Here is a 22,353-nt window from a genome sequence, read left to right as displayed (position 1 = left end):
CATGAATACGGGGAGTGACCGCGGAACGAATGGGTCCGCCGCCGGCGACACCGCAACCGGAACCAACGCGCCCGCCGCCGCGCAGACCGCGGAGGAAACGCCGCACGTGTCGAAGGCGCCCGCCTTCATCAAAGCCAGCAAGGGCCTGCACCTCAGCTGGCAGGTCGGCGTCTTCGTCGTCGGCCTCGCGGTGATCGTCGCCGGCATCGCCATGCTCGTCCTGCCGGGCCCCGGCTGGGTCGCGATCTTTGCCGGGCTGGCGATCTGGGCCACCGAGTTCGCCTGGGCCCATCTCGTGCTGCGCTGGACCAAGCGCAAGGTCACCGAGGCGGCGCAGAAGGCGCTCGACCCGAAGGTGCGCCGCCGCAACCTCATCCTGACCACCTCGGGCCTGGTCATCGCGGGTGCCCTGATCGGCTTCTACCTGTGGAAGTACGGGCTCGTGCTGCCCTGGCACCTCAAGGATCAGTGATGGTCAAAGAGCACCGCTGACATGGGGTAATGTTTGCGGTGCGTCCGGGCGATTAGCTCAGTGGGAGAGCACTTCGTTCACACCGAAGGGGTCACTGGTTCGAACCCAGTATCGCCCACCCGGACCGGAGGCCCCGGAGACATTCACCGTCTCCGGGGCCTCTGTCGTTCCCGCCGGGCGCGGCCCCCGCCCGCCTACCGCAGCCGGCCGACCGCGGCCCGGAGCCTGCGCGCGTCCCGCAGCCGCTTCTCGTACGTCGCCCCCACCGCCAGCAGCAGCACGCCCGCCAGGGCCGGCGGCACCCAGCGCGGCAGCGCCCCCGCGACCTGCACCACGTACGGGGCCAGCTCGTGCACCGCCACCGCAGCCAGCACCGCGCCGCCCAGCAGGAGCGGAGCCTGGAGCCTGCGGTGCGCGCCCGTCAGGGTCACCGCCAGCGCGGCGGCCCCCAGCACCAGCGGCCGCACCCAGCCCGTGTCACCCCAGGCCGCCGACAGGCTGGGCACCAGCGTCGCCGCCAGCCCCGGCCCGTAGGCCGTCCAGGACGAGGCCTCCGGGTCCCGGCGGCGCCGCAGCAGCCCCACAGCGAGCGCGGGGACCGTGACCGGCAGCGTGTACGCCTCCGGCGCCGTCACCCCGGCCTGCACCAGCCGCACCCACGTCGCCGCCGCGAACAGCGCCCCCGCCGCCCAGCCCAGGATCCGCCGCTCCGGCCGCACCGCGGCCCCCGCGCAGACCACCCCGGCCAGCGCCAGGGCCAGGGCCAGGCTTCCGGGCCGCCCCGCCGACAGGGCCAGCGCCAGGGCACCCGACACGGCCGCCGCGATCTCGGCCGGCAGCCGGACCTCTCCCAGCCGCGGCCCGAGCGCCGCCACGAGCGCCGGGACCGCGAGCACCGGCAGTGCCCACCAGACCACCGCCAGATCCGTCACCGCGGCCCCGGCCACCGCCAGCCCCGTCGCGTAACCCACCGCGCACACCGCCGCCCCCGCGCGGAGCCACCGCGCGGCGGGCCCGTACGCCGCTGCCACCGCACAGCCCGCGCCCAGCAGCCCCCAGACCGAGAAGGTCGCCGCGCGGCCGTCCAGCGCACCCAGGGACACGCTCCCGGCCCCCGCCAGCGCGCACACGGCCGCCGCGATCCCGGCCCCCCGCGCCGGGGGGCGCAGGGCGAGGACCCCCGCCGCGCCCGTCACCGCGAGCTGCGCGGCGAACACCACCGCCACCGGCAGACCCAGCAGCATCGGCGCCGTGAACAGAGCCGCCCAGGCCAGGACCACGGCCACCGCCGCGGGTTCCGGCCGCGGGGTCACTCGCGACAGCCACCAGGCCGCCCCTGCCGTCATCAGCAGCGCGACCGCGGCCGCCACCCCCGGGGCGAACGGGCCCGTCGTCGGGGTCGTCGCCGCCCACACCTGCTCCAGCACCCGCAGCCGGGCCACCGGCACCGGCAGCACGGCCGCGCCGGCCGCCAGCGAGCCCAGCGCGCCCACCACCACACCGGCCAGGGCCCACCCGCGCCGTACCGCCTGCGGCAGCGCGGAGACCCGCACCGCCGCCAGCAGCGGCAGCCCCACCAGCAGGTGCGCCACCCCCGTCCAGCCCGCTGCGAGTTCCGGCCGGGCCAGGCCGCCCGCGGCCACCACCGCCGCCAAGGCGCCCGCCGCTGCGGCGGCCCCTGCGCGCGGCTCCCGCCAGGCCGCCGCCGTACCCAAAGCCGCGCCCGCCAGCAGCAGCGCCGCCGGGGCGAGGGCCTGTGCCGCCGAGCCGGCCGACCACGACTGGGCCGCGCCGGTCAGCAGGGCCGCGGCGCCCAGCACCGCCGCCGACACCGCCGCCGGGACTGCCGCCGTGCGGACCCGCAGGGCCAGCGCCGCGTCCAGCCCGGCGGTCGCCAGCAGCGCCCAGCCGAGCCCCAGCGGGCCCGCGTCCCCGGCGATCGCCGCCAGCGTCAGCGGCAGCTGCGCCGCGAGCACCGCCGCCGGCAGCGGCAGCCGCAGCGTGCGCAGCACCGACCCGTACCCGGTCCACACCGCCGCCAGCACCGCGGCCGCGCCGGCCGCGTACCCGGTGCCGTCGGTGTCCGGCAGGACGACGGCGTACAGCGCGTAGGCGTCCAGAACGGTCAGCAGCAGCCCCACGGCGGCCACCGACTCCGCCGTCGAGCGCAGCCCCCGGCGCAGCAACGCCACGGGCGCGGCCAGGGCCGCCGCCGTCACCGCGGCCAGTACTGCGGAGCGTCCGGCGATCCCCATCGAGCCCCAGCTGACCAGCGTGAACGCTAGCGCTGCCACGGCCAGCAGCACCGCGCCCAGGGTGAGCAGGACGTTCTGCGCGCTGGGGGCCGAGGCCTGCTTCGCGGGGCCGGCGGACCAAGCGGGCGGGCCGGACACGCCGGGTTCCCGGTGGGCCGCCGCCGCGCCCGGCTGCCGGAGCAGGCGCAGCAGCCAGTCCCGGCGGGCCAGCAAGTACACGCGTCGGGCATCGAGTTGGGCCAGCTCGCGGTCGATGAGCGCCAGCTCTTCGGCCGGCGGCAGAGGGGAGTCCATAGGGGGAGTGTGGCGCCCGTCACCCGGTCAGGACATGGGCGGGGATACTCAAGTGCGCACTGAGTACTCCCGGGCGGACCCCGGTCGGGGAAGCGGTTTGAACCAGCCCCGAGGCTTCTGTATTGTTCAGTGCGTTCCCGGGCGATTAGCTCAGCGGGAGAGCACTTCGTTCACACCGAAGGGGTCACTGGTTCGATCCCAGTATCGCCCACCGGGTCAGGCCGGTCCGTCCATGACGGACCGGCCTTCCGCATGTCCGGGACTCCCGTCCGGCTAGGCGGCTGCCGACAGGTCCGGCCGCAGCGGCCAGTGCGGGTCCACCGCCTCCGGGGTCCCCTGCCGTGCGAACCACGCCTGGAGCCCGCGCGCCTGCGCCGCGTGCCACACGGCCTGGAGCGTGTGCAGCTCTGCCGGCGTCAGCCGCTCCAGCCGCGAGGCGAACCGGCGGCCCACCGCCCGCACGAGCTCCAGCGACGCCATCGCGTCCGCCGCCGCGTCGTGCGCGCCCTCCAGCTCGATCCCGTAGTGCGCGCACAGGTCCGTCAGGGTCCGGCGGCCCTTGCGGTACCGGTCCAGGTGCTTGTCCAGCACCCGCGGGTCCAGCACCGTCAGCGGCCGGTTGTCCAGGTAGCGCGACAGCGAGGACGCCCGGTGCCGGCGCAACTCCCGGTCCAGCAGCGTCAGGTCGAACGGCGCGTTCATCACCACCACCGGCCGGCCCGCGACCTGCTGTTCCCCGAGCGAACGGGCTATCTCCTCCACCACCGGCGCCGGCCAGCGCCCGTGGAGCTGCAGGTGCTCGTCGGTGAGGCCGTGCACTTCCGTCGCGCCCGGGGGCACCGGAACGCCGGGATTGACCAGCCAGCGCGTCGTGCGGACCCGGCCGCCCGCGCACTCCTGCACGATGAGCGCGGCGGACACGATCCGGTCCTGCTCCACGTCCACCCCGGTGGTCTCCGTGTCGAATGCGGCCAGCGGGCCCTCGTACCAGCGTGTCATGGCGAACTCCTCGTCCCCGGTCGGCAGTTGGGGTGCAGCCGGGCGCCGCCGCCTCGGAACGTGCCGCCCCTGCCCGAATCGGTGATACCCGGGCTGTTTGTTCCGTACGCCGTTTGCGGCGACCCGGGTGCGGAGACAACAACCCTGGGGGGCCGTGCACATGACCGGTCGTCACCCACCCATCCAGCCATCCATCCACCGACGGCACAGCCCGGAAGGCATGGGGAGCCGGCCATGGCGCTCGCGCAGCCCGAACCGGGCGGGGTGCTGGCGGGGCAGATCGATCCGCGGACCGGTCCGGGTGCGGACGCACCGGGCGGGACGCGGGCGGTACCGCTGCGCGGCACACTCGCCACCACCGCCTGCATGGAGACCCTCCAGGTGGGATACCTGCACGCCGTCGCCGCCGCGGCGGGCTGCTCGCTGTCCCAGCCCTTCCCCGACAACGGTGTCGACTGGCACGTCAGCCACGGCGCCCCCGAGCACGTCGTCGACGACGAGGTCACCGTCAAGGTGCAGTTGAAGGCGACCTACCAGGTACCGCCCAGGCCGCCCGGGCCCACGTTCGCCTTCACCCTCGACAACGAGCACCTGGTGAAGCTGGCCCGCACCCCGGTCGCCGTCCACAAGATCCTCGTCGTGATGCTCGTCCCGCGGGAGCGCGACCAGTGGCTCGCCGCCGGACACGACCGGCTCGACCTGCGGCACTGCTGCTACTGGACCAATCTCGCCGGACACCCCGTGACCGGCCGGCGCCGGACCACCGTGCGGATCCCGACCACGCGGATCTTCGACGACCGGGCGCTCTGCGAGATCATGACCCGGGTCGGGTCGGGAGGGACACCCTGATGCACCGGTACCCGTCGAACCTCGAACCGCTGCTGCCCCCGGACCACGGCCGCCCCGGGCCGCCCTTCCCGGACTTCCCGCACTCCGCCGCGCCCGATCCCGCGCAGGTCGACCCCGCCGTGCTCGGTGCGCTCCTGCACCGGCACGGCTGGCTGCGCCGGGGCGGGGCCGCCGGCCGGTACGGGCGCTGGACACCGCCCGGACCCGCCGGCACCAGCGTGCTCGTCCCCGAGAACCGGGCCTTCCCCGACTGCGCCGACCTGCTGGAGGAGGCCCTGACCGCGCTCACGCGCAGCACGGTCCCGTCCGCGCGAGAGGTGCTCTACGGGCTGAGCGTGCCCAGCGACGAGATCCGCTGGGAGCGGGAGGTCCCGCAGGGGGCCAACGGGCTGGAGGGCGAGGCGGCCTGGACCGTGCAGGAACAGCTGCGCCAGGCCGCCCGGCAACTGCTGCTGGCGGGGGCGCTCGCGGCGCGGGCGCGGGCCGGCTACTACGGTGCCCGCCACCGGGCCCAGGCCGAACGGGCCCTGGAGCCCGTCCTGGTGGGGCCGTATCCGGGCGGGCGGCGGCTGAGCGCGTACGTCCCGGTGGACGGCGGCCGGGGCACCGTGACGCGGCTGCACCACGCGCTGCACGCGGCCCGCGAGGCCGTGGACTACCGGCGGGCCACCGGAGGCATGGAGGCCTTCGACGCCGCCGTGGCCGCCGGGGTCAGCCGGGAGCTCGCCGAGGCGTTGATCTCACTGGTGCGGGGCTCGGAAGGGGCCCGTGTCGCACTGGCCTGGGCGCCCGCGGCGGGCGTGCCGGCAGGCTGCGCCGCCCGGCCGGAGCCGGTGGAGTTCTCCCCGGGAGACCTGCCCGTCCTGCGGGAGGCCGCGGCGCGCTACACGCGCGACGAGCCGGCCGTGCAGGTGCGCGTCGCGGGGGCGGTGGTCCGGATGCGGCGCTCGGCGCCGGGTGGCGGGGGAACGGTTCGGCTGCGGGTCCTGGCCGGGGCGGAGGTCCCGTACGTTCGGGCGGCGCTCGACGAGGAGGCCTACCGGGTGGCGGGCCACGCGCACCTGGTGGGCCTGCCGATCCGGATCAGCGGACGGCTCCAGCGCCGGGGCGGCTTCCGCCGGCTCACCGACGCGTCGGACGTGAGCCCCGTACCGCTGGACGAGGTCGAGCGGGACCGCCTCATGAAGTCCCTGGACGAGCCCTTCGACCCGGCGGACGTCCTGCCGTCGGACGACTGAAGGAGGCCATCACGAGCCCCGGGGCGGGGGAGAAGTCGGCACCGCGGGTGAAGCCGAGCGCCTCGTAGAGGCGGACGGCCGGGGTGTTGGCGGCGCCCGTGGCGACCCGGACGGTGCGGCCGGGGAAGACCTCGGCCAGGGCGTGGCGCAGCAGCAGCGAGGCGACACCCCGGCGGAAGAAGGCCGGGTCCACGCACAGCCGGTCGATGCCGACGCCGCCGTCGGACTCCTCCTCCCAGGCGAGGAAGCCGGCCGGCTCCCCGTCCTCGGAGACGACGCCGAACCAGTTCAGCGGCCGCGCGCGCATCTGCGCGAGGCTCTCGCCGAGCGCCGGGATGCCCTCGAAACCGATCAGCCCGGCCTCGACCGCGTACGCGGCCCGGCCGATCCGGTGCACGGCGGCCGCGGTGGCGTCGTCACCCAGGTCGAGTGGGCGGGGCTGCGGGCTCGGCACGGGATTCCCTCCGGGGGTCGGGGCGGGCTCCCACGCTACCGGCGGCCTCCGGCGACGTCCCGGAATTTCCGCCGCGCGGGGCTGGTGCCCGGCCGGGGGCGCCGCGCCTGCCACCGGGCGGCGTGAGCAGGAGGTCCGGGCCGGGCCCGGACGGAACCGTTTAGCGGCGCGGGCACTCGGCTCGGTACGATTCAGGCGCGCGGCGTTCGCTCGCGCATCCCCTGAGTCAGGAGAGACCGGTGTCAGACGTCCGTGTGATCATCCAACGCGATTCCGAGCGGGACGAGCGCGTGGTGGCCACGGGCACTACGGCGGCGGAGCTCTTCGCCGGCGAGCGCACCATCGTCGCCGCCCGGGTCGCGGGCGAGCTCAAGGACCTCGCGTACCAGGTGCAGGACGGCGAGACCGTCGAGCCGGTGGAGATCTCCTCCGAGGACGGCCTGAACATCCTGCGCCACTCGACCGCGCACGTCATGGCGCAGGCCGTGCAGGAGCTGTTCCCCGAGGCCAAGCTCGGCATCGGCCCGCCGGTCCGGGACGGCTTCTACTACGACTTCGACGTGGCCCGGCCCTTCACTCCGGAGGACCTCAAGGCCGTCGAGAAGAAGATGCAGGAGATCCAGAAGCGCGGCCAGCGCTTCTCCCGCCGCGTCGTCACCGACGAGGCGGCCCGCGAGGAGCTCGCGGACGAGCCGTACAAGCTGGAACTCATCGGCATCAAGGGCTCCGCGTCCACCGACGACGGCGCGAACGTCGAGGTGGGCGGCGGTGAGCTGACCATCTACGACAACCTGGACGCCAAGACCGGCGAGCTGTGCTGGAAGGACCTGTGCCGCGGTCCCCACCTGCCCACCACCCGCAACATCCCGGCGTTCAAGCTCATGCGCAACGCGGCCGCCTACTGGCGCGGCAGCGAGAAGAACCCGATGCTCCAGCGCATCTACGGCACCGCGTGGCCGTCGAAGGAGGAGCTGAAGGCCCACCTCGACTTCCTCGCCGAGGCCGAGAAGCGCGACCACCGCAAGCTCGGCAACGAGCTGGACCTCTTCTCCATCCCGGACGAGATCGGCTCCGGCCTCGCCGTCTTCCACCCGCGCGGCGGCATCATCCGCCGGGTCATGGAGGACTACTCGCGCCGCCGGCACGAGGAGGAGGGCTACGAGTTCGTCTACTCGCCGCACGCCACCAAGGGCGCGCTCTTCGAGAAGAGCGGGCACCTGGACTGGTACGCGGAGGGCATGTACCCCCCCATGCAGCTCGATGGTGGTACCGACTACTACCTCAAGCCCATGAACTGCCCGATGCACAACCTGATCTTCGACGCGCGCGGCCGCTCCTACCGCGAACTGCCGCTGCGCCTGTTCGAGTTCGGCACCGTGTACCGGTACGAGAAGTCCGGCGTGGTGCACGGCCTGACGCGTGCCCGCGGCTTCACCCAGGACGACGCGCACATCTACTGCACCCGTGAGCAGATGGCCGAGGAGCTCGACCGCACCCTCACCTTCGTGCTGAACCTGCTGCGCGACTACGGTCTGACCGACTTCTACCTGGAGCTCTCCACTAAGGACCCGGAGAAGTTCGTCGGCTCGGACGAGGTCTGGGAGGAGGCCACCGCGGTCCTCCAGCAGGTCGCCGAGAAGCAGGGCCTCCCGCTGACCCCCGACCCGGGCGGCGCGGCCTTCTACGGGCCGAAGATCTCGGTGCAGGCGCGCGATGCCATCGGCCGTACCTGGCAGATGTCGACCGTCCAGCTCGACTTCAACCTGCCGGAGCGCTTCAACCTGGAGTACACCGCCCCGGACGGCTCGCGCCAGCGGCCGGTCATGATCCACCGGGCGCTGTTCGGCTCGATCGAGCGGTTCTTCGCGGTGCTGCTGGAGCACTACGCGGGTGCCATGCCGCCGTGGCTGGCGCCGGTCCAGGCCGTCGGCATCCCGATCGGCGACGGGCACGTCGGCTACCTCCAGGAGTTCGCCGCCGAGGCGAAGAAGCAGGGCCTGCGGGTCGAGGTGGACGCCTCCTCCGACCGGATGCAGAAGAAGATTCGCAACCACCAGAAGCTCAAGGTCCCGTTCATGATCATCGTCGGTGACGAGGACATGGCCGCGGGCACCGTCTCCTTCCGCTACCGCGACGGTTCGCAGGAGAACGGCATCCCGAAGGACCAGGCCCTCGCCAAGCTGGCGAAGGTCGTCGCAGACCGCGTCCAGGTCTGATCCCGGACGAGGAAGGCCCCCGGAAAGTGATCACTTTCCGGGGGCCTTCCTCGTCCGCGCGGGCGAGGTCATATGCTGCTTGCCATGACGACTGAGCCGGAGCAGCAGATCGGGGTCGGCACGCAGGACGCGTTCCAGCGACTGTGGACGCCCCACCGGATGGCCTACATCCAGGGGGAGAACAAGCCGACCGGCCCCGAGGCCGGGGACGGCTGTCCCTTCTGCGGGATTCCGGAGATGACGGACCAGGACGGCCTGGTCGTGGCCCGGGGCGAGCATGTCTACGCCGTGCTGAACCTCTACCCCTACAACGGCGGCCACCTGATGGTCGTGCCGTACCGGCACGTCGCCGACTACACCGAGCTCGACGCCCCCGAGACGGTCGAACTGGCCGACCTCACCAAGCGGGCGATGGTGGCCCTCCGCAAGGCCTCGGGTGCGCACGGTTTCAACATCGGCATGAACCAGGGCGCGGCGGCCGGCGCCGGTATCGCCGCCCACCTCCACCAGCACATCGTGCCCCGCTGGGGCGGGGACACGAACTTCATGCCGGTGGTCGGCCACACCAAGGTGCTGCCGCAACTCCTCGCGGACACACGCCAGATGCTCGCCGACGCCTGGCCCGTGGGCTGACCCTAGGCGTCGTAGACGTCCGCCTTGCGCGGCGCCGGCTCCTGGATCAGACCGCTCATGATCGAGGAGCGGTTGGTGAAGCGCTCGGTGTCCACGCCGTTCTCCTCCAGGACCTTGAAGGTCGCCGCGTGGATCGACCGCAGCACCGGGGCCACCGTGCGCAGCGCGTCGTCGGCCATGAAGCGGTGGCGCCACATCGAGCTCGCCCAGACGTGGCGCAGGCCGAAGGGTTCGGGCAGGACCAGCTTGCCGCCGAAGAAGTCGAGGAGCGGCGGGTACCAGGTCAGCGGTGCCCGCACGGCGAGCCGCACCACCTCCTGGGTGTCCACCAGCGGCAGCGGCTTCTCCACGGTCTCCCAGAAGCGGATGCTCTTGGGCACCTCCACCACCGGGGCCTTGGACTTGGTGGTGAACAGGCCGTGCACCGGACCCAGGGCGTGCGCGGTGACGTCCACGCGCAGGGTCTTGTACAGCACGGTGACGGTGACCAGCATGTTGATGATCAGCTGGCCGTCCCACAGCGGGTACTGGATGCCCAGGTAGTGCCGGTTCCCCGAGTTGAACTGCTGCTCGTTGCAGATGCGGGTGACCTCGTGCGGCTTGACGAGGAAGGCGTCGACGTTCTCGCCGGTGGGGCGGGCCACCTCGGCGGCGCCCTCGCCGACCGGGGTGACGATCCAGTGCTGGATCGCGGCGGGCGGGAAGCCGCCGGTGTGCAGCGGGCCGCGCTCCAGCTTGCGCAGCTGGGCGTCGATCGCGCGGATGACGTCCCAGGCGCGGAAGGGGTGGATCTCCTTGCTCTCGTCCGTCGGGGCGAGCTCCTCGGCCATCTGCCAGTTGCCCCAGCGGGTGCCCATGCCGAGGATGCCCTTGGGGCCGGCGTAGAAGACCTGGTTGCTGCGGTCCTCCGCGGTGAGCTTGGCGAGCTGGTGGCGCAGGTCCTCGCGGGCCTTCTCATCAGGGTTGCCGGGCACCGCCTGTGGGATCTTGGCGGCGACCCCGCCCCCGGACAGCAGCCCGTCCCAGCGCTCGCGCAGGTCGCGGGCGGTGGACTCGCAGGTGCGGCGGGCGAGCAGCCAGCCCAGTGCGGGGGCGATGACCATGCCGCGGGCGTACAGGCCGAGGAAGCCGGTGAGCGGCAGCCTGAACATCAGCACGGCCACCACGACGGCGATGCCGACCAGGAGCGTGGTGCCCAGCCAGGAGTGCTTGCCCTGCCGCGAGGCCAGCGAGGTGCGGAGCTGGAAGAGCCCCAGCCACAGCAGCAGCCCCGGCAGGAACAGCACGCCGCAGACCAGCATGATCAGCCGGAGCCTGCGGTCGCGCTCCTTGCGGATGCGGGATGCCGCCAGGCAGTGCTCCACGACCGTCTGCGGGTCGGCACCGAAGGACTGGATGAGCGGCTTGCGGCCGGACCCCAGGGTGCGGGCCTCGACGGCCCGGCAGAAGGCCTCGCCGAGGCTGGGCTCGAAGAGGGACAGCTTCGGGGGCTTCACCGTCGCCGGGTGGTTCTCGCTGTTGGCCCCGAGTATCGCGTCGAGCCTGGTGTCCTGCCCCCCGTCCCGGTACGCGGCCGAGGCGAGGGCGTTGGTCGCCGCCGTCTGCCCCCCGCCGTTCTGCAGTGGAATCTGTGCGCCGGGCCTGAAGTCGAATCCGTCGTCCGCCACCGCTGCCCCCCTCGCTGTGCGTTCATGCTCTTTTGGTGCGCCGACGAGCCTATCGGCGGATCCCGCCCCATGGTCATGGGACAGGGAAATGCCGCCCGCCGCAAGCGGGTTGGGTGGGCGGCACTCCGTTGCTCCCCCGACTACGTTCCCTTCCCGGCCTGTTCGCGCACCTTCTCCGCGATCTGTGGCGGCATGGGTTCGTGCCGGGCGTAGGCGCGGGCGAAGCGGCCGGTGCCGTGCGAGACGGAGCGCAGTTCGACGGCGTACCGGCCGATCTCTATCTCCGGGATCTCGGCGCGGACCCGGGTACGGCCGGAACCGGCCTGGTCGGTGCCGACGACACGGCCCCGGCGGCCCGCGAGATCGCTCATGACGGGTCCGACGTACTCGTCGGGGATCAGGACGTCGAGCTCGGCGACCGGTTCGAGCAGGTCGATCCGGGCCTCCGCCGCGGCCTCACGCAGGGCGAGTGCGCCGGCGGTCTGGAAGGCGGCGTCCGAGGAGTCCACCGAGTGCGCCTTGCCGTCGAGGAGGGTGATCCGCACGTCGACCAGCGGGTATCCGGCCGCGACCCCGCGGGCGGCCTGGCTGCGCACGCCCTTCTCTACGGACGGGATGAACTGGCGGGGTACCGCCCCGCCGACGACCTTGTCGACGAACTCGATGCCGCTGCCGGGCGGGAGCGGCTCGACCTCGATCTCGCAGATCGCGAACTGGCCGTGGCCGCCCGACTGTTTGACGTGCCGGCCGCGACCGGCCGCCTTCCCGCCGAAGGTCTCGCGCAGGCTCACCCGGTGCGGGACGGGATCGACCTGGACGCCGTAGCGGGTGCGCAGCCGCTCCAGGGCCACGTCCTGGTGGGCCTCGCCGAGGCTCCACAGGACGACCTGGTGGGTGTGCGGGTTCTGTTCCAGCCGCATGGTGGGGTCCTCGGCGACGAGCCGGGCCAGTCCCTGCGAGAGCTTGTCCTCGTCGGCCTTGCTGTGGGCCTCGATGGCGAGGGGAAGCAGCGGGTCGGGCATGGTCCAGGGGGCCATCAGGAGCGGATCGTCCTTGGCGGAGAGGGTGTCGCCGGTCTCCGCGCGACTGAGCCTGGCCACGCAGGCCAGGTCTCCGGCGATGCACCTGCCGAGGGCGCGCTGCTGTTTGCCGAAGGGGGCGGTGAGGGTTCCGATCCGTTCGTCGGCCTCGTGGAGCGCAGGGTCCTCCTGGTTCCGGTCGGCCGGGCCGTGCCCGCTGACGTGGACGGTCTCCTCGGGGGTCAGGGTGCCGGAGAAGACGCGTACGAGGGAGACGCGGCCGACGTAGGGGTCGGAGGAGGTCTTGACGACCTCGGCGACCAACGGCCCGTCGGGGTCGCAGACGGCGTCGGGGCGGGCGGAGCCGTCGGGGCGGGTGACCGTGACGGCGGGGCGCTCCAGCGGGGTCGGGAAGCCGCCCGTGATCAGTTCGAGGAGTTCCACCGTGCCGAGCCCCTGACGGGCGCCGTCGGCCGCCGGAGCGGCCATCAGGACGGGGTGGAAGGTGCCGCGCGCGACGGCCCGCTCCAGGTCGTCGACGAGCGTCTTGAGGTCGATGTCCTCGCCGCCGAGGTAGCGGTCCATGAGGGTCTCGTTCTCGCTCTCGGCGATGATCGCCTCGATCAGGCGTGCGCGGGCCTCGGTGATGAGCTCCCGCTCGTCCGGGTCCGGGGCACGCTCCACCCGCTCGCCGGAGGCGTACTCGTACACGCGCTGCGAGAGCAGGCCGAGCAGTCCGGTGACCGGCGCGTGCCCGTCCGGGCCGGCGGGGCCGTGCAGGGGGAGGTAGAGGGGGATGACCGCGTCCGGGTCGTCCGCACCGAAGATCTCGCCGCACACGGTGGTCATCTGCGTGTAGTCCGAGCGCGCGGCCTCCAGGTGGGTCACGACGATGGCGCGGGGCATGCCGACGGCCTCGCACTCGTCCCAGACCATGCGGGTGGCGCCGTCGATCCCGTCCGAGGCCGAAACCACGAAAAGGGCCGCGTCCGCGGCGCGCAGACCGGCCCTGAGCTCCCCGACGAAGTCGGCGTATCCGGGGGTGTCCAAGATGTTGATCTTGATTCCGTCCCATTCGACGGGGACGAGGGAGAGCTGGATGGACCGCTGGCGCCGGTGTTCCATCTCGTCGTAGTCGGAGACGGTGGCGCCGTCCTCGACCCGACCGGCCCGGTTGACCGCTCCTGCGGTCAGGGCGAGGGCCTCGACCAGCGTGGTCTTGCCGGATCCGCTGTGGCCGACCAGCACGACGTTCCGTAGGGAAGAGGGACGGTCGGCCGTCAGTGCCCTGCCGGCGGCTCCGGCTTGGTGTGATGTGGCTCCCATGGTGCTCGTGCCTCCCGGTGGTGACGGTGAGGAGGGTGGGTTCCTTGTCCCCGCGCATGAGGAATGCGCGGTTCTACGAGCTTTGCACTGCTGTCACACCGCGTCCATACGTCGTACCGGAGACGTACGCAGGGGGCGCCCGCGGCGGTCCGCGGCGTGACGAGCGCCTTACCGGGCGAGAACCGGTGGGTGCGCGGCGCTCCGGCGGCGGCGTGCTGGCTACGATGGGCCAGCCGGTGGCCGTGGTGGCCGTGCGGCCCAGCGACCCTCCGGGAAGGCCATGCTGAACAAGTACGCGCGTGCATTCTTCACGCGTGTTCTCACGCCATTCGCCGCATTTCTGCTCCGGCGGGGGGTGAGCCCGGACGCGGTCACCCTGATCGGCACGGCCGGAGTGGTGGCGGGCGCGCTGGTCTTCTTCCCCCGCGGGGAGTTCTTCTGGGGCACCATCACCATCACCCTCTTCGTCTTCTCCGACCTCGTCGACGGGAACATGGCCCGCCAGGCCGGGATCTCCAGCCGCTGGGGCGCCTTCCTCGACTCCACCCTCGACCGGGTGGCCGACGCGGCGATCTTCGGCGGCCTCGCCCTCTGGTACGCCGGCAACGGTGACGACAACGCGCTGTGCGCGGTGGCGATCTTCTGCCTGGCCAGCGGCCAGGTGGTGTCGTACACCAAGGCGCGCGGCGAGTCGATCGGGCTGCCCGTGGCCGTCAACGGACTCATCGAGCGCGCCGAACGCCTGGTCATCTCGCTGGTCGCGGCCGGGCTGTCGGGTCTGCAGGCCTTCGGGGTGCCGTCCTGGATCGGGATCCTCCTGCCGATCGCCCTGTGGGTGGTTGCCGTCGGCTCGCTCGTCACGCTGGTCCAGCGCGTGGTCACCGTGCGCCGCGAGTCCGCCGAGGCCGACGCCGCGGCCGCCCCCGAAGGGGGTACCGCCTGATGGGCGCGGCACAGGACAAGCTGGTCGACGGGCTCTACGGGCTCGGCTGGGCCGGAGTCAAGAAGCTGCCCGAGCCGGCCGCCGTGGCGCTGGGCCGGCGGATCGCGGACTTCGCGTGGAAGCGCCGCGGCACGAGCGTGCTGCGGCTGGAGTCCAACCTGGCCCGGGTGGTGTCCGACGCCGGGCCGGAGCGGCTGCGCGAGCTCTCCAAGGCCGGCATGCGTTCGTACATGCGGTACTGGATGGAATCCTTCCGGCTGCCCACGATGGACCCGAAGCGGTTCAGCACGGACGTGGAGTTCAAGGACGAGCACATCCTGCGCGAGGCCCTCGCCTCCGGGCGCGGGGTCGTCGTCGCCCTGCCGCACCTCGCCAACTGGGACCTCGCCGGCGCCTGGGCCATCGGCCACCTCGGGGTGCCGTTCACCACCGTCGCCGAACGGCTCAAACCCGAGACCCTCTACGACCGCTTCGTCGCCTACCGCGAGAGCCTGGGCATGGAGGTCCTGCCGCACAGCGGCGGCGCCGCCTTCGGCATCCTGGCGCGGCGGTTGCGCTCGGGCGGCCTGGTCTGCCTGGTCGCGGACCGCGACCTGTCGGCCTCCGGGGTCGAGGTGGACTTCTTCGGTGCGACGGCCCGCATGCCGGCCGGGCCGGCGCTGCTGGCCCAGCAGACCGGCGCGGTGCTGATCCCGGCCACCCTGCACTACGGCGACACGCCGAAGATGTACGGCCGGATCCACCCCGAGGTGGAGGTCCCGAAGACCGGGACCCGGGCGGAGAAGACCACCGTGATGACACAAGCGGTGGCGGACGCCTTCGCGTGGGGCATCGCCGAGCACCCGGAGGACTGGCACATGCTCCAGCGCCTCTGGCTGGACGACCTGGAGGAGCGCACGCCGTGAAGATCGGCATCGTGTGCCCGTACTCGTGGGACGTGCCGGGCGGAGTCCAGTTCCACATCCGGGACCTGGCCGAGCACCTGATCGGCCTCGGCCACGAGGTCTCGGTGCTGGCCCCGGCCGACGACGAAACCCCGCTCCCGCCCTACGTGGTCTCGGCGGGCCGCGCCGTGCCCGTGCCGTACAACGGATCCGTGGCCCGGCTGAACTTCGGCTTCCTCTCCGCCGCCCGGGTCCGGCGCTGGCTGCACGACGGCACCTTCGACGTCATCCACATCCACGAGCCGGCCTCGCCGTCGCTGGGACTGCTGTCCTGCTGGGCCGCCCAGGGACCGATCGTGGCCACCTTCCACACCTCCAACCCGCGCTCCCGGGCGATGATCGCCGCCTACCCGATCCTGCAGCCTGCGCTGGAGAAGATCAGCGCGCGGATCGCGGTGAGCGAGTACGCGCGTCGCACCCTCGTGGAGCACCTGGGCGGGGACGCCGTGGTGATCCCCAACGGCGTCGACGTGGACTTCTTCGCGAAGGCCGAGCCGAAGGCGGAATGGAGCGGCCGGACACTCGGCTTCATCGGCCGCATCGACGAGCCGCGCAAGGGCCTGCCGGTGCTGATGGCGGCCTTCCCGAAGATCGTGGAGGCCTGCCCGGACGTGCGGCTGCTGGTCGCGGGCCGCGGTGACGAGGAGGAGGCGGTGGCCTCGCTGCCGCCGGGCCTGCGCTCGCGCGTCGAGTTCCTCGGGATGGTCTCGGACGAGGACAAGGCCAGGCTGCTGCGCAGCGTCGACGTGTACGTCGCCCCGAACACCGGAGGCGAGAGCTTCGGGATCATCCTGGTCGAGGCCCTGTCGGCGGGCGCCGCGGTGCTGGCGTCCGACCTGGACGCCTTCGCGCAGGTCCTGGACCAGGGCGGGGCCGGCGACCTCTTCGCCAACGAGAACGCGGACGCCCTGGCGGCGGGAGCCATCGCCCTCCTGCGGGACCCGGAGCGCCGGGCGCGGCTCAGCGCCAGCGGCTCGGCGCACGTCCGCCGCTTCGACTGGTCGACGGTCGGGGCGGACATCCTGGCGGTTTACGAGACGGTGACGGACGGCGCGGCCGCGGTGGGCGCCGACGAGCACGTCCCGCTCCGCACCCGCCTCGGCTTCTCCCGGGACGCTCAGGAGTCCTGACCGGCGGCACCGGCCCGGCCGGGGGCCGGCACCGGCCGTCGGGCCCGCCCCGAGCGCGGCCGGGGCGCCCGCCGCGAGGACGCCCGCCGGCGCGATCGGCGGGCAGCCCGCGGGTCCGCGGGTGACCTGGCGTTCCCCGTCCCCCTCGGGTTGCGCGGACCGCGCAGGCGGCGCGCCCGGATCGGGCCCGGTCGGCCCGGTGGGAGCCGGGGACGTGCGGAGCGGTAGGGTCGCGCAGCGTGATCGAAACCCTTGTCTGGATCGCCCTGGCCCTCGCTGTCATCGGCGTCTACCTCAGCTGGACCGCCGGGCGGCTGGACCGGCTGCACTCGCGCATGGACGCCTCGCGGGCCGCGCTCGACGCGCAGCTCGTCCGGCGTGCCTCCGTGGTGCTTGAGGTGGCCACCTCCGGGGCGCTCGACCCGGCCTCCTCGCTGGTGCTGTACGAGGCCGCGCACGCCGCCCGGCAGGCCGAGGAGGACCACCGGGAGGTCGCCGAGAGCGAGCTCAGCCAGGCGCTGCGGGCGGTATTCGCCGACACCGACCAGGTCGAGGTGCTGAAGGCGGCTCCCGGCGGGGCGCAGGCGACCGAGGAGCTGGCGGCGGCCGTCCGCCGGGTGCCGATGGCCCGCAGGTTCCACAACGACGCCGTACGGGCCGCCCGCGCGCTGCGCCGCCACCGCAAGGTCCGCTGGTTCAGACTGGCCGGACACGCGCCGTTCCCGCTGGCCTTCGAGATGGACGACGAGCCCCCGGCGGACCTGGCGGACCGGCCCGCTTAGAGCCACGAGGGACAAATGAAAGAGCCACTGGCTCCACATTGGCCCTTGTAGTGGACTGATCCGCTGGGGTTTCCTCGGCCGAGTAGTACCCGTCTTCCTTTCGAGTGAGGTCAATCCGTGAGCACGCTTCCCACCTCCCCCCAGTCCGCCGAGTCGGCGATCGGCACCTCGCGCGTCAAGCGCGGCATGGCCGAGCAGCTGAAGGGCGGCGTGATCATGGACGTGGTCAACGCCGAGCAGGCGAAGATCGCCGAGGACGCCGGCGCCGTGGCCGTCATGGCTCTGGAGCGGGTCCCCGCCGACATCCGCAAGGACGGCGGCGTCGCGCGCATGTCCGACCCCAACATGATCGAGGAGATCATCGGGGCCGTGTCCATCCCCGTGATGGCCAAGTCCCGCATCGGCCACTTCGTCGAGGCCCAGGTCCTGCAGTCGCTCGGTGTCGACTACATCGACGAGTCCGAGGTCCTGACCCCGGCCGACGAGGTCAACCACTCCGACAAGTGGGCCTTCACCACCCCCTTCGTCTGCGGCGCCACCAACCTCGGCGAGGCCCTGCGCCGCATCGCCGAGGGTGCGGCCATGATCCGCTCGAAGGGCGAGGCCGGCACCGGCAACGTCGTCGAGGCCGTCCGCCACCTGCGCCAGATCAAGAACGAGATCGCCAAGCTGCGCGGCTTCGACAACAACGAGCTGTACGCCGCCGCCAAGGAGCTGCGCGCCCCGTACGAGCTCGTCAAGGAGGTCGCCGAGCTCGGCAAGCTCCCCGTCGTGCTGTTCTCCGCCGGTGGTGTCGCCACCCCGGCCGACGCCGCCCTGATGCGCCAGCTCGGCGCCGAGGGCGTCTTCGTCGGCTCCGGCATCTTCAAGTCCGGCGACCCGGCCAAGCGCGCCGCCGCCATCGTGAAGGCCACCACCTTCTTCGACGACCCGAAGGTCATCGCGGACGCCTCCCGCAACCTGGGCGAGGCCATGGTCGGCATCAACTGCGACACCCTCCCCGAGGCCGAGCGCTACGCCAACCGCGGCTGGTAGTCCCGACATGACCAACACCCCCGTGATCGGTGTCCTGGCCCTCCAGGGCGACGTACGGGAGCACCTGATCGCCCTGGCCGCGGCGGACGCCGTGGCCAGGCCGGTCCGGCGCCCCGAGGAGCTCGCCGAGGTCGACGCCCTGGTGATCCCCGGCGGAGAGTCCACGACCATGTCGAAGCTCGCCGTGCTCTTCGGCATGCTGGAGCCGCTGCGCGAGCGCGTGGCCGCCGGCATGCCCGTGTACGGCACCTGCGCAGGCATGATCATGCTCGCCGACAAGCTTCTCGACGGCCGTGACGACCAGGAGACCCTGGGCGGCATCGACATGATCGTGCGCCGCAACGCCTTCGGCCGACAGAACGAGTCCTTCGAAGCGCAGGTCGACTTCGCGGGCATCGAGGGCGGACCCGTCGAGGGCGTCTTCATCCGCGCCCCGTGGGTCGAGTCCGTCGGCGGCGCCGCCGAGGTGCTCGCCACCTACGACGGCCACACGGTGGCCGTGCGCCAGGGCAACGTCCTGGCGACCTCGTTCCACCCCGAACTGACCGGCGACGACCGGGTCCACGCGTACTTCGTCGAGATGGTGCGCGCGGGGCTGTGACGAGCTCCCGGTAGGATCGGGGACGAACACTGTTGGTTACGCGAAGGAGACAGGCGGATGTCCGGCCACTCTAAATGGGCTACGACGAAGCACAAGAAGGCCGTGATCGATGCCAAGCGCGGCAAGCTCTTCGCGAAGCTGATCAAGAACATCGAGGTCGCGGCGCGCATGGGCGGTGCCGACATCGACGGCAACCCGACGCTTTTCGACGCGGTCCAGAAGGCTAAGAAGCAGTCGGTCCCGAACAAGAACATCGACTCCGCGGTCAAGCGCGGCGGCGGCCTCGAGGCCGGCGGCGCCGACTACGAGACGATCATGTACGAGGGCTACGGTCCGAACGGTGTCGCGGTGCTCATCGAGTGCCTCACCGACAACCGCAACCGCGCCGCGTCCGACGTCCGTGTCGCCATGACCCGCAACGGCGGCTCGATGGCCGACCCGGGCTCGGTCTCGTACCTGTTCAACCGCAAGGGTGTCATCATCCTGCCCAAGGCCGAGCTCACCGAGGACGACGTCCTCGGCGCGGTGCTGGAGGCCGGTGCCGAAGAGGTCAACGACAACGGCGACACCTTCGAGATCATCAGTGAGGCCACCGACCTGGTCGCGGTCCGCACCGCGCTCCAGGACGCCGGCATCGACTACGACTCGGCCGACTCCAGCTTCGTCCCGACCATGCAGGTCGAGCTCGACGAAGAGGGCGCCCGCAAGATCTTCAAGCTGATCGACGCGCTTGAGGACAGCGACGACGTCCAGAACGTCTTCGCCAACTTCGACGTCTCGGACGAGGTCATGGAGAAGGTCGACGCGTAGGGCGGCCGCGCACCGAGCGGATCCGGCGGGCCGGTGGGGACACGTCCCCCCGGCCCGCCGCCGTTGTCAGTGCCAGCGGATAGCCTGACGGCGTCGGCGGGTCCGCGCCGGCGGTCCGCAGCCCACAGGGCCCGCGGAGGCGGCAGGGTCCTTGCGGTGAAGAGGGGTGGGCGGTGCGGGTACTGGGCGTGGACCCGGGGCTGACACGATGCGGGGTCGGCGTGGTCGAAGGCGCCGCCGGTCGCCCCCTCACCATGCTCGGCGTGGGGGTGGTGCGGACGCCCGCCGACGCCGATCTGGCCCACCGGCTCGTCGCCGTCGAGCAGGGCATCGAGGAATGGCTCGACACGCACCGGCCCGACGTCGTCGCCGTGGAGCGGGTCTTCAGCCAGCACAACGTCAGCACCGTGATGGGCACCGCCCAGGCGAGCGCCGTCGCGATGCTCTGCGCCGCCCGCCGCGGGATACCGGTCGCCCTGCACACACCCAGCGAGGTCAAGGCCGCCGTCACCGGCAGCGGCCGGGCCGACAAGGCCCAGGTCGGCGCGATGGTCACCCGCTTGCTGCGGCTGTCCGGACCTCCCCGGCCCGCCGATGCGGCCGACGCCCTGGCGCTGGCCGTCTGCCACATCTGGCGGGCCCCTGCCGTCAACCGCCTCCAGGAGGCGGTCGCCCAGCACGCCCAGCACGCCCCGAAAGGCCGTACCCGATGATCGCCTTCGTCAACGGCGTGGTCGCCGCGCTCACCCCCGCCCTCGCCGTGATCGAGGTCGGGGGAGTGGGTATGGCCGTGCACTGCACGCCGAACACCATCGCCGGCCTGCGCGTGGGGGAGCAGGCCCGGCTGGCGACCTCCCTGGTCGTCCGGGAGGACTCGCTGACCCTGTACGGCTTCGCCGACGACGACGAGCGCCAGGTCTTCGAACTCCTGCAGACCGCGAGCGGCGTCGGACCACGCGTGGCGCAGGCCATGCTCGGCGTGCACACCCCCGACGCCCTGCGGGCGGCCTTCGCCTCCGGCGACGCCAAGGCGCTGACGGCGGTGCCGGGCATCGGGCCGAAGGGCGCGCAGAAGCTGCTGCTCGAACTCAAGGGCAAGCTGGGCGCACCCGCCCCGGTCGTGGGCGCCCAGCGGGCGGTCGCAGCGGCGCCCGCACCCTGGACCGAGCAGCTCACGGCCGCTCTGATCGGCCTCGGCTACGCCTCACGGGAGGCGGAGGAGGCCGTGGTGATCGTGACCCCGCAGGCGGAGGCCGCCATCGCCTCCGGCGGCTCGGCCCCCGTGCCCCAGTTGCTGCGGGCGGCCCTCCAGTCCCTGAACCGCGCCCGCTGACGGGGCCGGCAACGGCGCGGGGCGCACACGCCCCGGCCCGCACGCAGGGCGGCAGCCCACGCCGCCCGGCGCAGGCGCGCGATCCGCGGGCACCCCGGACCGACCACCGCAATGACGCAGAAGGCAGACTGACAGCGTGAACTGGGATGACGAGAGCGACGACCGGATCGTGGCCGCCGCGGCGGATGGTGAGGACACCGCGGTCGAGGCGGCCCTGCGCCCCAAGGACCTGGGGGAGTTCGTCGGCCAGGAGAAGGTCCGCCAGCAGCTGGACCTGGTCCTGAAGGCGGCCAAGCAGCGCGGGGCCACGGCGGACCACGTCCTGCTGTCGGGCGCCCCCGGACTCGGCAAGACCACCCTGTCCATGATCATCGCAGCCGAGATGGGGGCGCCCATTCGGATCACCTCCGGCCCCGCCATCCAGCACGCCGGGGACCTCGCCGCGATCCTGTCCTCCCTCCAGGAGGGCGAAGTCCTCTTCCTCGACGAGATCCACCGCATGTCCCGGCCCGCCGAGGAGATGCTCTACATGGCCATGGAGGATTTCCGCGTCGACGTGATCGTCGGCAAGGGGCCCGGGGCCACCGCGATCCCGCTGGAGCTGCCGCCCTTCACCCTGGTCGGCGCCACGACCCGGGCCGGACTGCTGCCTCCGCCGCTGCGCGACCGCTTCGGCTTCACCGGCCACATGGAGTTCTACGCCCCCGAGGAACTGGAGCGCGTCGTCCACCGCTCCGCCCGCCTCCTCGATGTGGAGATCGACACCGCCGGTGCGGCCGAGATCGCCGGACGCTCGCGGGGCACCCCGCGCATCGCCAACCGCCTGCTGCGCCGCGTGCGCGACTACGCCCAGGTCCGGGCGGACGGGGCGATCAACCGGGAGGTCGCCGCCAGCGCCCTGCAGGTGTACGAGGTGGACGCCCGCGGTCTCGACCGGCTGGACCGGGCCGTTCTGGAGGCGCTCCTGAAACTGTTCGGGGGTGGGCCCGTGGGGCTGTCCACCCTCGCCGTGGCGGTGGGGGAGGAGCGGGAGACCGTCGAGGAGGTCGCGGAACCCTTCCTGGTCCGTGAGGGACTGCTCGCGCGCACCCCCAGGGGCCGGGTCGCGACCCCCGCCGCCTGGGCTCACCTGGGCCTTGTCGCACCGCAGCACGGCGGAAGCGGATCAACGGGGCAACAGGGCCTGTTCGGGCCATGACGGCGCGGAGGTTCGCCCCCTCAGGAACTGCGGTGCCATGCTGGGCGTTGTTCCATCGGTGCGGACTCGCCTAGACTCCGCCGATGCCGACCCTTCGGGTCGGCGTGCCCACCCCCGTAGAAAAGGCCGCCGTCCGCGTGCGGTCGTGCGAAGGA

Annotated in this window: 20 protein-coding genes and 2 tRNA genes; 17 read left to right on the top strand and 5 right to left on the bottom strand. The window is 72.8% G+C overall.

Annotation, left to right across the window (positions count from 1 at the left end; translation table 11 throughout):
* Position 1: 1 nt before the first annotated feature.
* A complete protein-coding gene (locus R4Z63_RS05730; RefSeq protein ID WP_384451749.1) occupies positions 2-472 on the top strand; it encodes a TIGR02611 family protein in 471 nt (156 codons plus the stop codon).
* Between the two features lie 46 nt (positions 473-518).
* Positions 519-590, top strand: a tRNA-Val gene (locus R4Z63_RS05725).
* A gap of 76 nt (positions 591-666) precedes the next feature.
* On the opposite strand, the gene R4Z63_RS05720 is transcribed toward R4Z63_RS05725, so the two are convergent.
* Entirely contained in the window at positions 667-3,021 is a 2,355-nt protein-coding gene (locus tag R4Z63_RS05720; RefSeq protein ID WP_384451746.1) for an SCO7613 C-terminal domain-containing membrane protein, read from the bottom strand.
* A gap of 139 nt (positions 3,022-3,160) precedes the next feature.
* Here R4Z63_RS05720 and R4Z63_RS05715 point away from each other — a divergent pair.
* A tRNA-Val gene (locus R4Z63_RS05715) sits at positions 3,161-3,232 on the top strand.
* 62 nt (positions 3,233-3,294) lie between these two features.
* Here R4Z63_RS05715 and R4Z63_RS05710 read toward each other — a convergent pair.
* A complete protein-coding gene (locus tag R4Z63_RS05710; protein WP_037926019.1) occupies positions 3,295-4,020 on the bottom strand; it encodes a 3'-5' exonuclease in 726 nt (241 codons plus the stop codon).
* Positions 4,021-4,254: 234 nt separating this feature from the next.
* On the opposite strand from R4Z63_RS05710, the gene R4Z63_RS05705 reads away from it, so the two are divergent.
* Positions 4,255-4,869, top strand: a complete 615-nt coding sequence (locus R4Z63_RS05705) for a DUF4365 domain-containing protein (RefSeq protein WP_037926023.1) — start codon at positions 4,255-4,257, stop codon at positions 4,867-4,869.
* Complete coding sequence (locus R4Z63_RS05700; protein ID WP_106967656.1) at positions 4,869-6,107, top strand: hypothetical protein; 1,239 nt, start codon at positions 4,869-4,871, stop codon at positions 6,105-6,107. Before R4Z63_RS05705 ends, R4Z63_RS05700 begins: the two co-directional genes overlap by 1 nt.
* Here the strand turns inward: R4Z63_RS05700 and R4Z63_RS05695 are convergent.
* On the bottom strand, positions 6,049-6,561 hold the full coding sequence (locus R4Z63_RS05695) for a GNAT family N-acetyltransferase (protein WP_384451741.1): 513 nt from the start codon (positions 6,559-6,561) through the stop codon (positions 6,049-6,051). The genes R4Z63_RS05700 and R4Z63_RS05695 overlap by 59 nt on opposite strands.
* 239 nt (positions 6,562-6,800) lie before the next feature.
* On the opposite strand from R4Z63_RS05695, the gene thrS reads away from it, so the two are divergent.
* Positions 6,801-8,777, top strand: coding sequence for a threonine--tRNA ligase (thrS, locus tag R4Z63_RS05690; protein WP_384451738.1), 1,977 nt, complete (start codon positions 6,801-6,803; stop codon positions 8,775-8,777).
* A gap of 72 nt (positions 8,778-8,849) precedes the next feature.
* Complete coding sequence (locus R4Z63_RS05685) at positions 8,850-9,410, top strand: HIT family protein (protein ID WP_037926028.1); 561 nt, start codon at positions 8,850-8,852, stop codon at positions 9,408-9,410.
* A 2-nt stretch (positions 9,411-9,412) separates the two neighbouring features.
* Here the strand turns inward: R4Z63_RS05685 and R4Z63_RS05680 are convergent, their stop codons facing one another.
* The gene (locus tag R4Z63_RS05680) at positions 9,413-11,077 is read right to left on the bottom strand and encodes an AbeC-like domain-containing protein (RefSeq protein ID WP_037926032.1); all 1,665 of its coding nucleotides are present in this window, start codon (positions 11,075-11,077) and stop codon (positions 9,413-9,415) included.
* A 140-nt stretch (positions 11,078-11,217) separates the two neighbouring features.
* On the bottom strand, positions 11,218-13,422 hold the full coding sequence (locus R4Z63_RS05675) for an elongation factor G-like protein EF-G2 (protein ID WP_384453502.1): 2,205 nt from the start codon (positions 13,420-13,422) through the stop codon (positions 11,218-11,220).
* Between the two features lie 280 nt (positions 13,423-13,702).
* Here R4Z63_RS05675 and pgsA point away from each other — a divergent pair, with 280 nt between their 5' ends.
* From pgsA to ruvB, 10 genes are all read left to right on the top strand, one after another.
* The gene (gene pgsA, locus R4Z63_RS05670) at positions 13,703-14,365 is read left to right on the top strand and encodes a phosphatidylinositol phosphate synthase (protein WP_384453505.1); all 663 of its coding nucleotides are present in this window, start codon (positions 13,703-13,705) and stop codon (positions 14,363-14,365) included.
* Positions 14,365-15,270 (top strand): phosphatidylinositol mannoside acyltransferase, encoded by a 906-nt coding sequence (locus R4Z63_RS05665; protein ID WP_384453508.1) that lies wholly within the window; start codon positions 14,365-14,367, stop codon positions 15,268-15,270. The genes pgsA and R4Z63_RS05665 overlap by 1 nt, the downstream gene beginning before the upstream one ends.
* The gene (locus R4Z63_RS05660; protein WP_384453511.1) at positions 15,267-16,439 is read left to right on the top strand and encodes a glycosyltransferase family 4 protein; all 1,173 of its coding nucleotides are present in this window, start codon (positions 15,267-15,269) and stop codon (positions 16,437-16,439) included. The genes R4Z63_RS05665 and R4Z63_RS05660 overlap by 4 nt, the downstream gene beginning before the upstream one ends.
* Positions 16,440-16,678: 239 nt before the next feature.
* Entirely contained in the window at positions 16,679-17,221 is a 543-nt protein-coding gene (locus R4Z63_RS05655) for a LemA family protein (RefSeq protein ID WP_037926044.1), read from the top strand.
* A gap of 117 nt (positions 17,222-17,338) precedes the next feature.
* Positions 17,339-18,256, top strand: coding sequence for a pyridoxal 5'-phosphate synthase lyase subunit PdxS (pdxS, locus tag R4Z63_RS05650; protein WP_037926047.1), 918 nt, complete (start codon positions 17,339-17,341; stop codon positions 18,254-18,256).
* A 7-nt stretch (positions 18,257-18,263) separates the two neighbouring features.
* Positions 18,264-18,857 carry a pyridoxal 5'-phosphate synthase glutaminase subunit PdxT gene (pdxT, locus tag R4Z63_RS05645; RefSeq protein WP_037926049.1) on the top strand — a complete coding sequence of 198 codons (594 nt, stop codon included), beginning with the start codon at positions 18,264-18,266 and terminating at the stop codon, positions 18,855-18,857.
* A gap of 57 nt (positions 18,858-18,914) precedes the next feature.
* Positions 18,915-19,667: a YebC/PmpR family DNA-binding transcriptional regulator gene (locus R4Z63_RS05640; protein WP_037926051.1), complete on the top strand. Its 753-nt coding sequence runs from the start codon at positions 18,915-18,917 to the stop codon at positions 19,665-19,667.
* A gap of 173 nt (positions 19,668-19,840) precedes the next feature.
* On the top strand, positions 19,841-20,380 hold the full coding sequence (gene ruvC, locus R4Z63_RS05635) for a crossover junction endodeoxyribonuclease RuvC (protein ID WP_384453516.1): 540 nt from the start codon (positions 19,841-19,843) through the stop codon (positions 20,378-20,380).
* The gene (gene ruvA, locus R4Z63_RS05630; RefSeq protein WP_384453519.1) at positions 20,377-21,000 is read left to right on the top strand and encodes a Holliday junction branch migration protein RuvA; all 624 of its coding nucleotides are present in this window, start codon (positions 20,377-20,379) and stop codon (positions 20,998-21,000) included. Before ruvC ends, ruvA begins: the two co-directional genes overlap by 4 nt.
* 136 nt (positions 21,001-21,136) lie before the next feature.
* Positions 21,137-22,198: a Holliday junction branch migration DNA helicase RuvB gene (gene ruvB / locus R4Z63_RS05625; protein ID WP_037926063.1), complete on the top strand. Its 1,062-nt coding sequence runs from the start codon at positions 21,137-21,139 to the stop codon at positions 22,196-22,198.
* Positions 22,199-22,353 lie beyond the last annotated feature (155 nt).

The organism is Streptomyces sp. PL-29 (genome assembly GCF_058344425.1).
Note: the sequence above shows the minus strand (reverse complement) of the source record. Positions and strands in the feature narration are given on the sequence as shown.

Excerpts from the sequence above, each read along its gene's own strand:
- R4Z63_RS05730 (WP_384451749.1), top strand. The coding sequence starts at position 2 with ATGAATACGGGGAGTGACCGCGGAACGAATGGGTCCGCCGCCGGCGAC.
- R4Z63_RS05720 (WP_384451746.1), bottom strand. The coding sequence starts at position 3,021 with ATGGACTCCCCTCTGCCGCCGGCCGAAGAGCTGGCGCTCATCGACCGC.
- R4Z63_RS05710 (WP_037926019.1), bottom strand. The coding sequence starts at position 4,020 with ATGACACGCTGGTACGAGGGCCCGCTGGCCGCATTCGACACGGAGACC.
- R4Z63_RS05705 (WP_037926023.1), top strand. The coding sequence starts at position 4,255 with ATGGCGCTCGCGCAGCCCGAACCGGGCGGGGTGCTGGCGGGGCAGATC.
- R4Z63_RS05700 (WP_106967656.1), top strand. The coding sequence starts at position 4,869 with ATGCACCGGTACCCGTCGAACCTCGAACCGCTGCTGCCCCCGGACCAC.
- R4Z63_RS05685 (WP_037926028.1), top strand. The coding sequence starts at position 8,850 with ATGCTGCTTGCCATGACGACTGAGCCGGAGCAGCAGATCGGGGTCGGC.
- R4Z63_RS05675 (WP_384453502.1), bottom strand. The coding sequence starts at position 13,422 with ATGGGAGCCACATCACACCAAGCCGGAGCCGCCGGCAGGGCACTGACG.
- pgsA (WP_384453505.1), top strand. The coding sequence starts at position 13,703 with ATGCTGAACAAGTACGCGCGTGCATTCTTCACGCGTGTTCTCACGCCA.
- R4Z63_RS05665 (WP_384453508.1), top strand. The coding sequence starts at position 14,365 with ATGGGCGCGGCACAGGACAAGCTGGTCGACGGGCTCTACGGGCTCGGC.
- pdxT (WP_037926049.1), top strand. The coding sequence starts at position 18,264 with ATGACCAACACCCCCGTGATCGGTGTCCTGGCCCTCCAGGGCGACGTA.
- R4Z63_RS05640 (WP_037926051.1), top strand. The coding sequence starts at position 18,915 with ATGTCCGGCCACTCTAAATGGGCTACGACGAAGCACAAGAAGGCCGTG.
- ruvA (WP_384453519.1), top strand. The coding sequence starts at position 20,377 with ATGATCGCCTTCGTCAACGGCGTGGTCGCCGCGCTCACCCCCGCCCTC.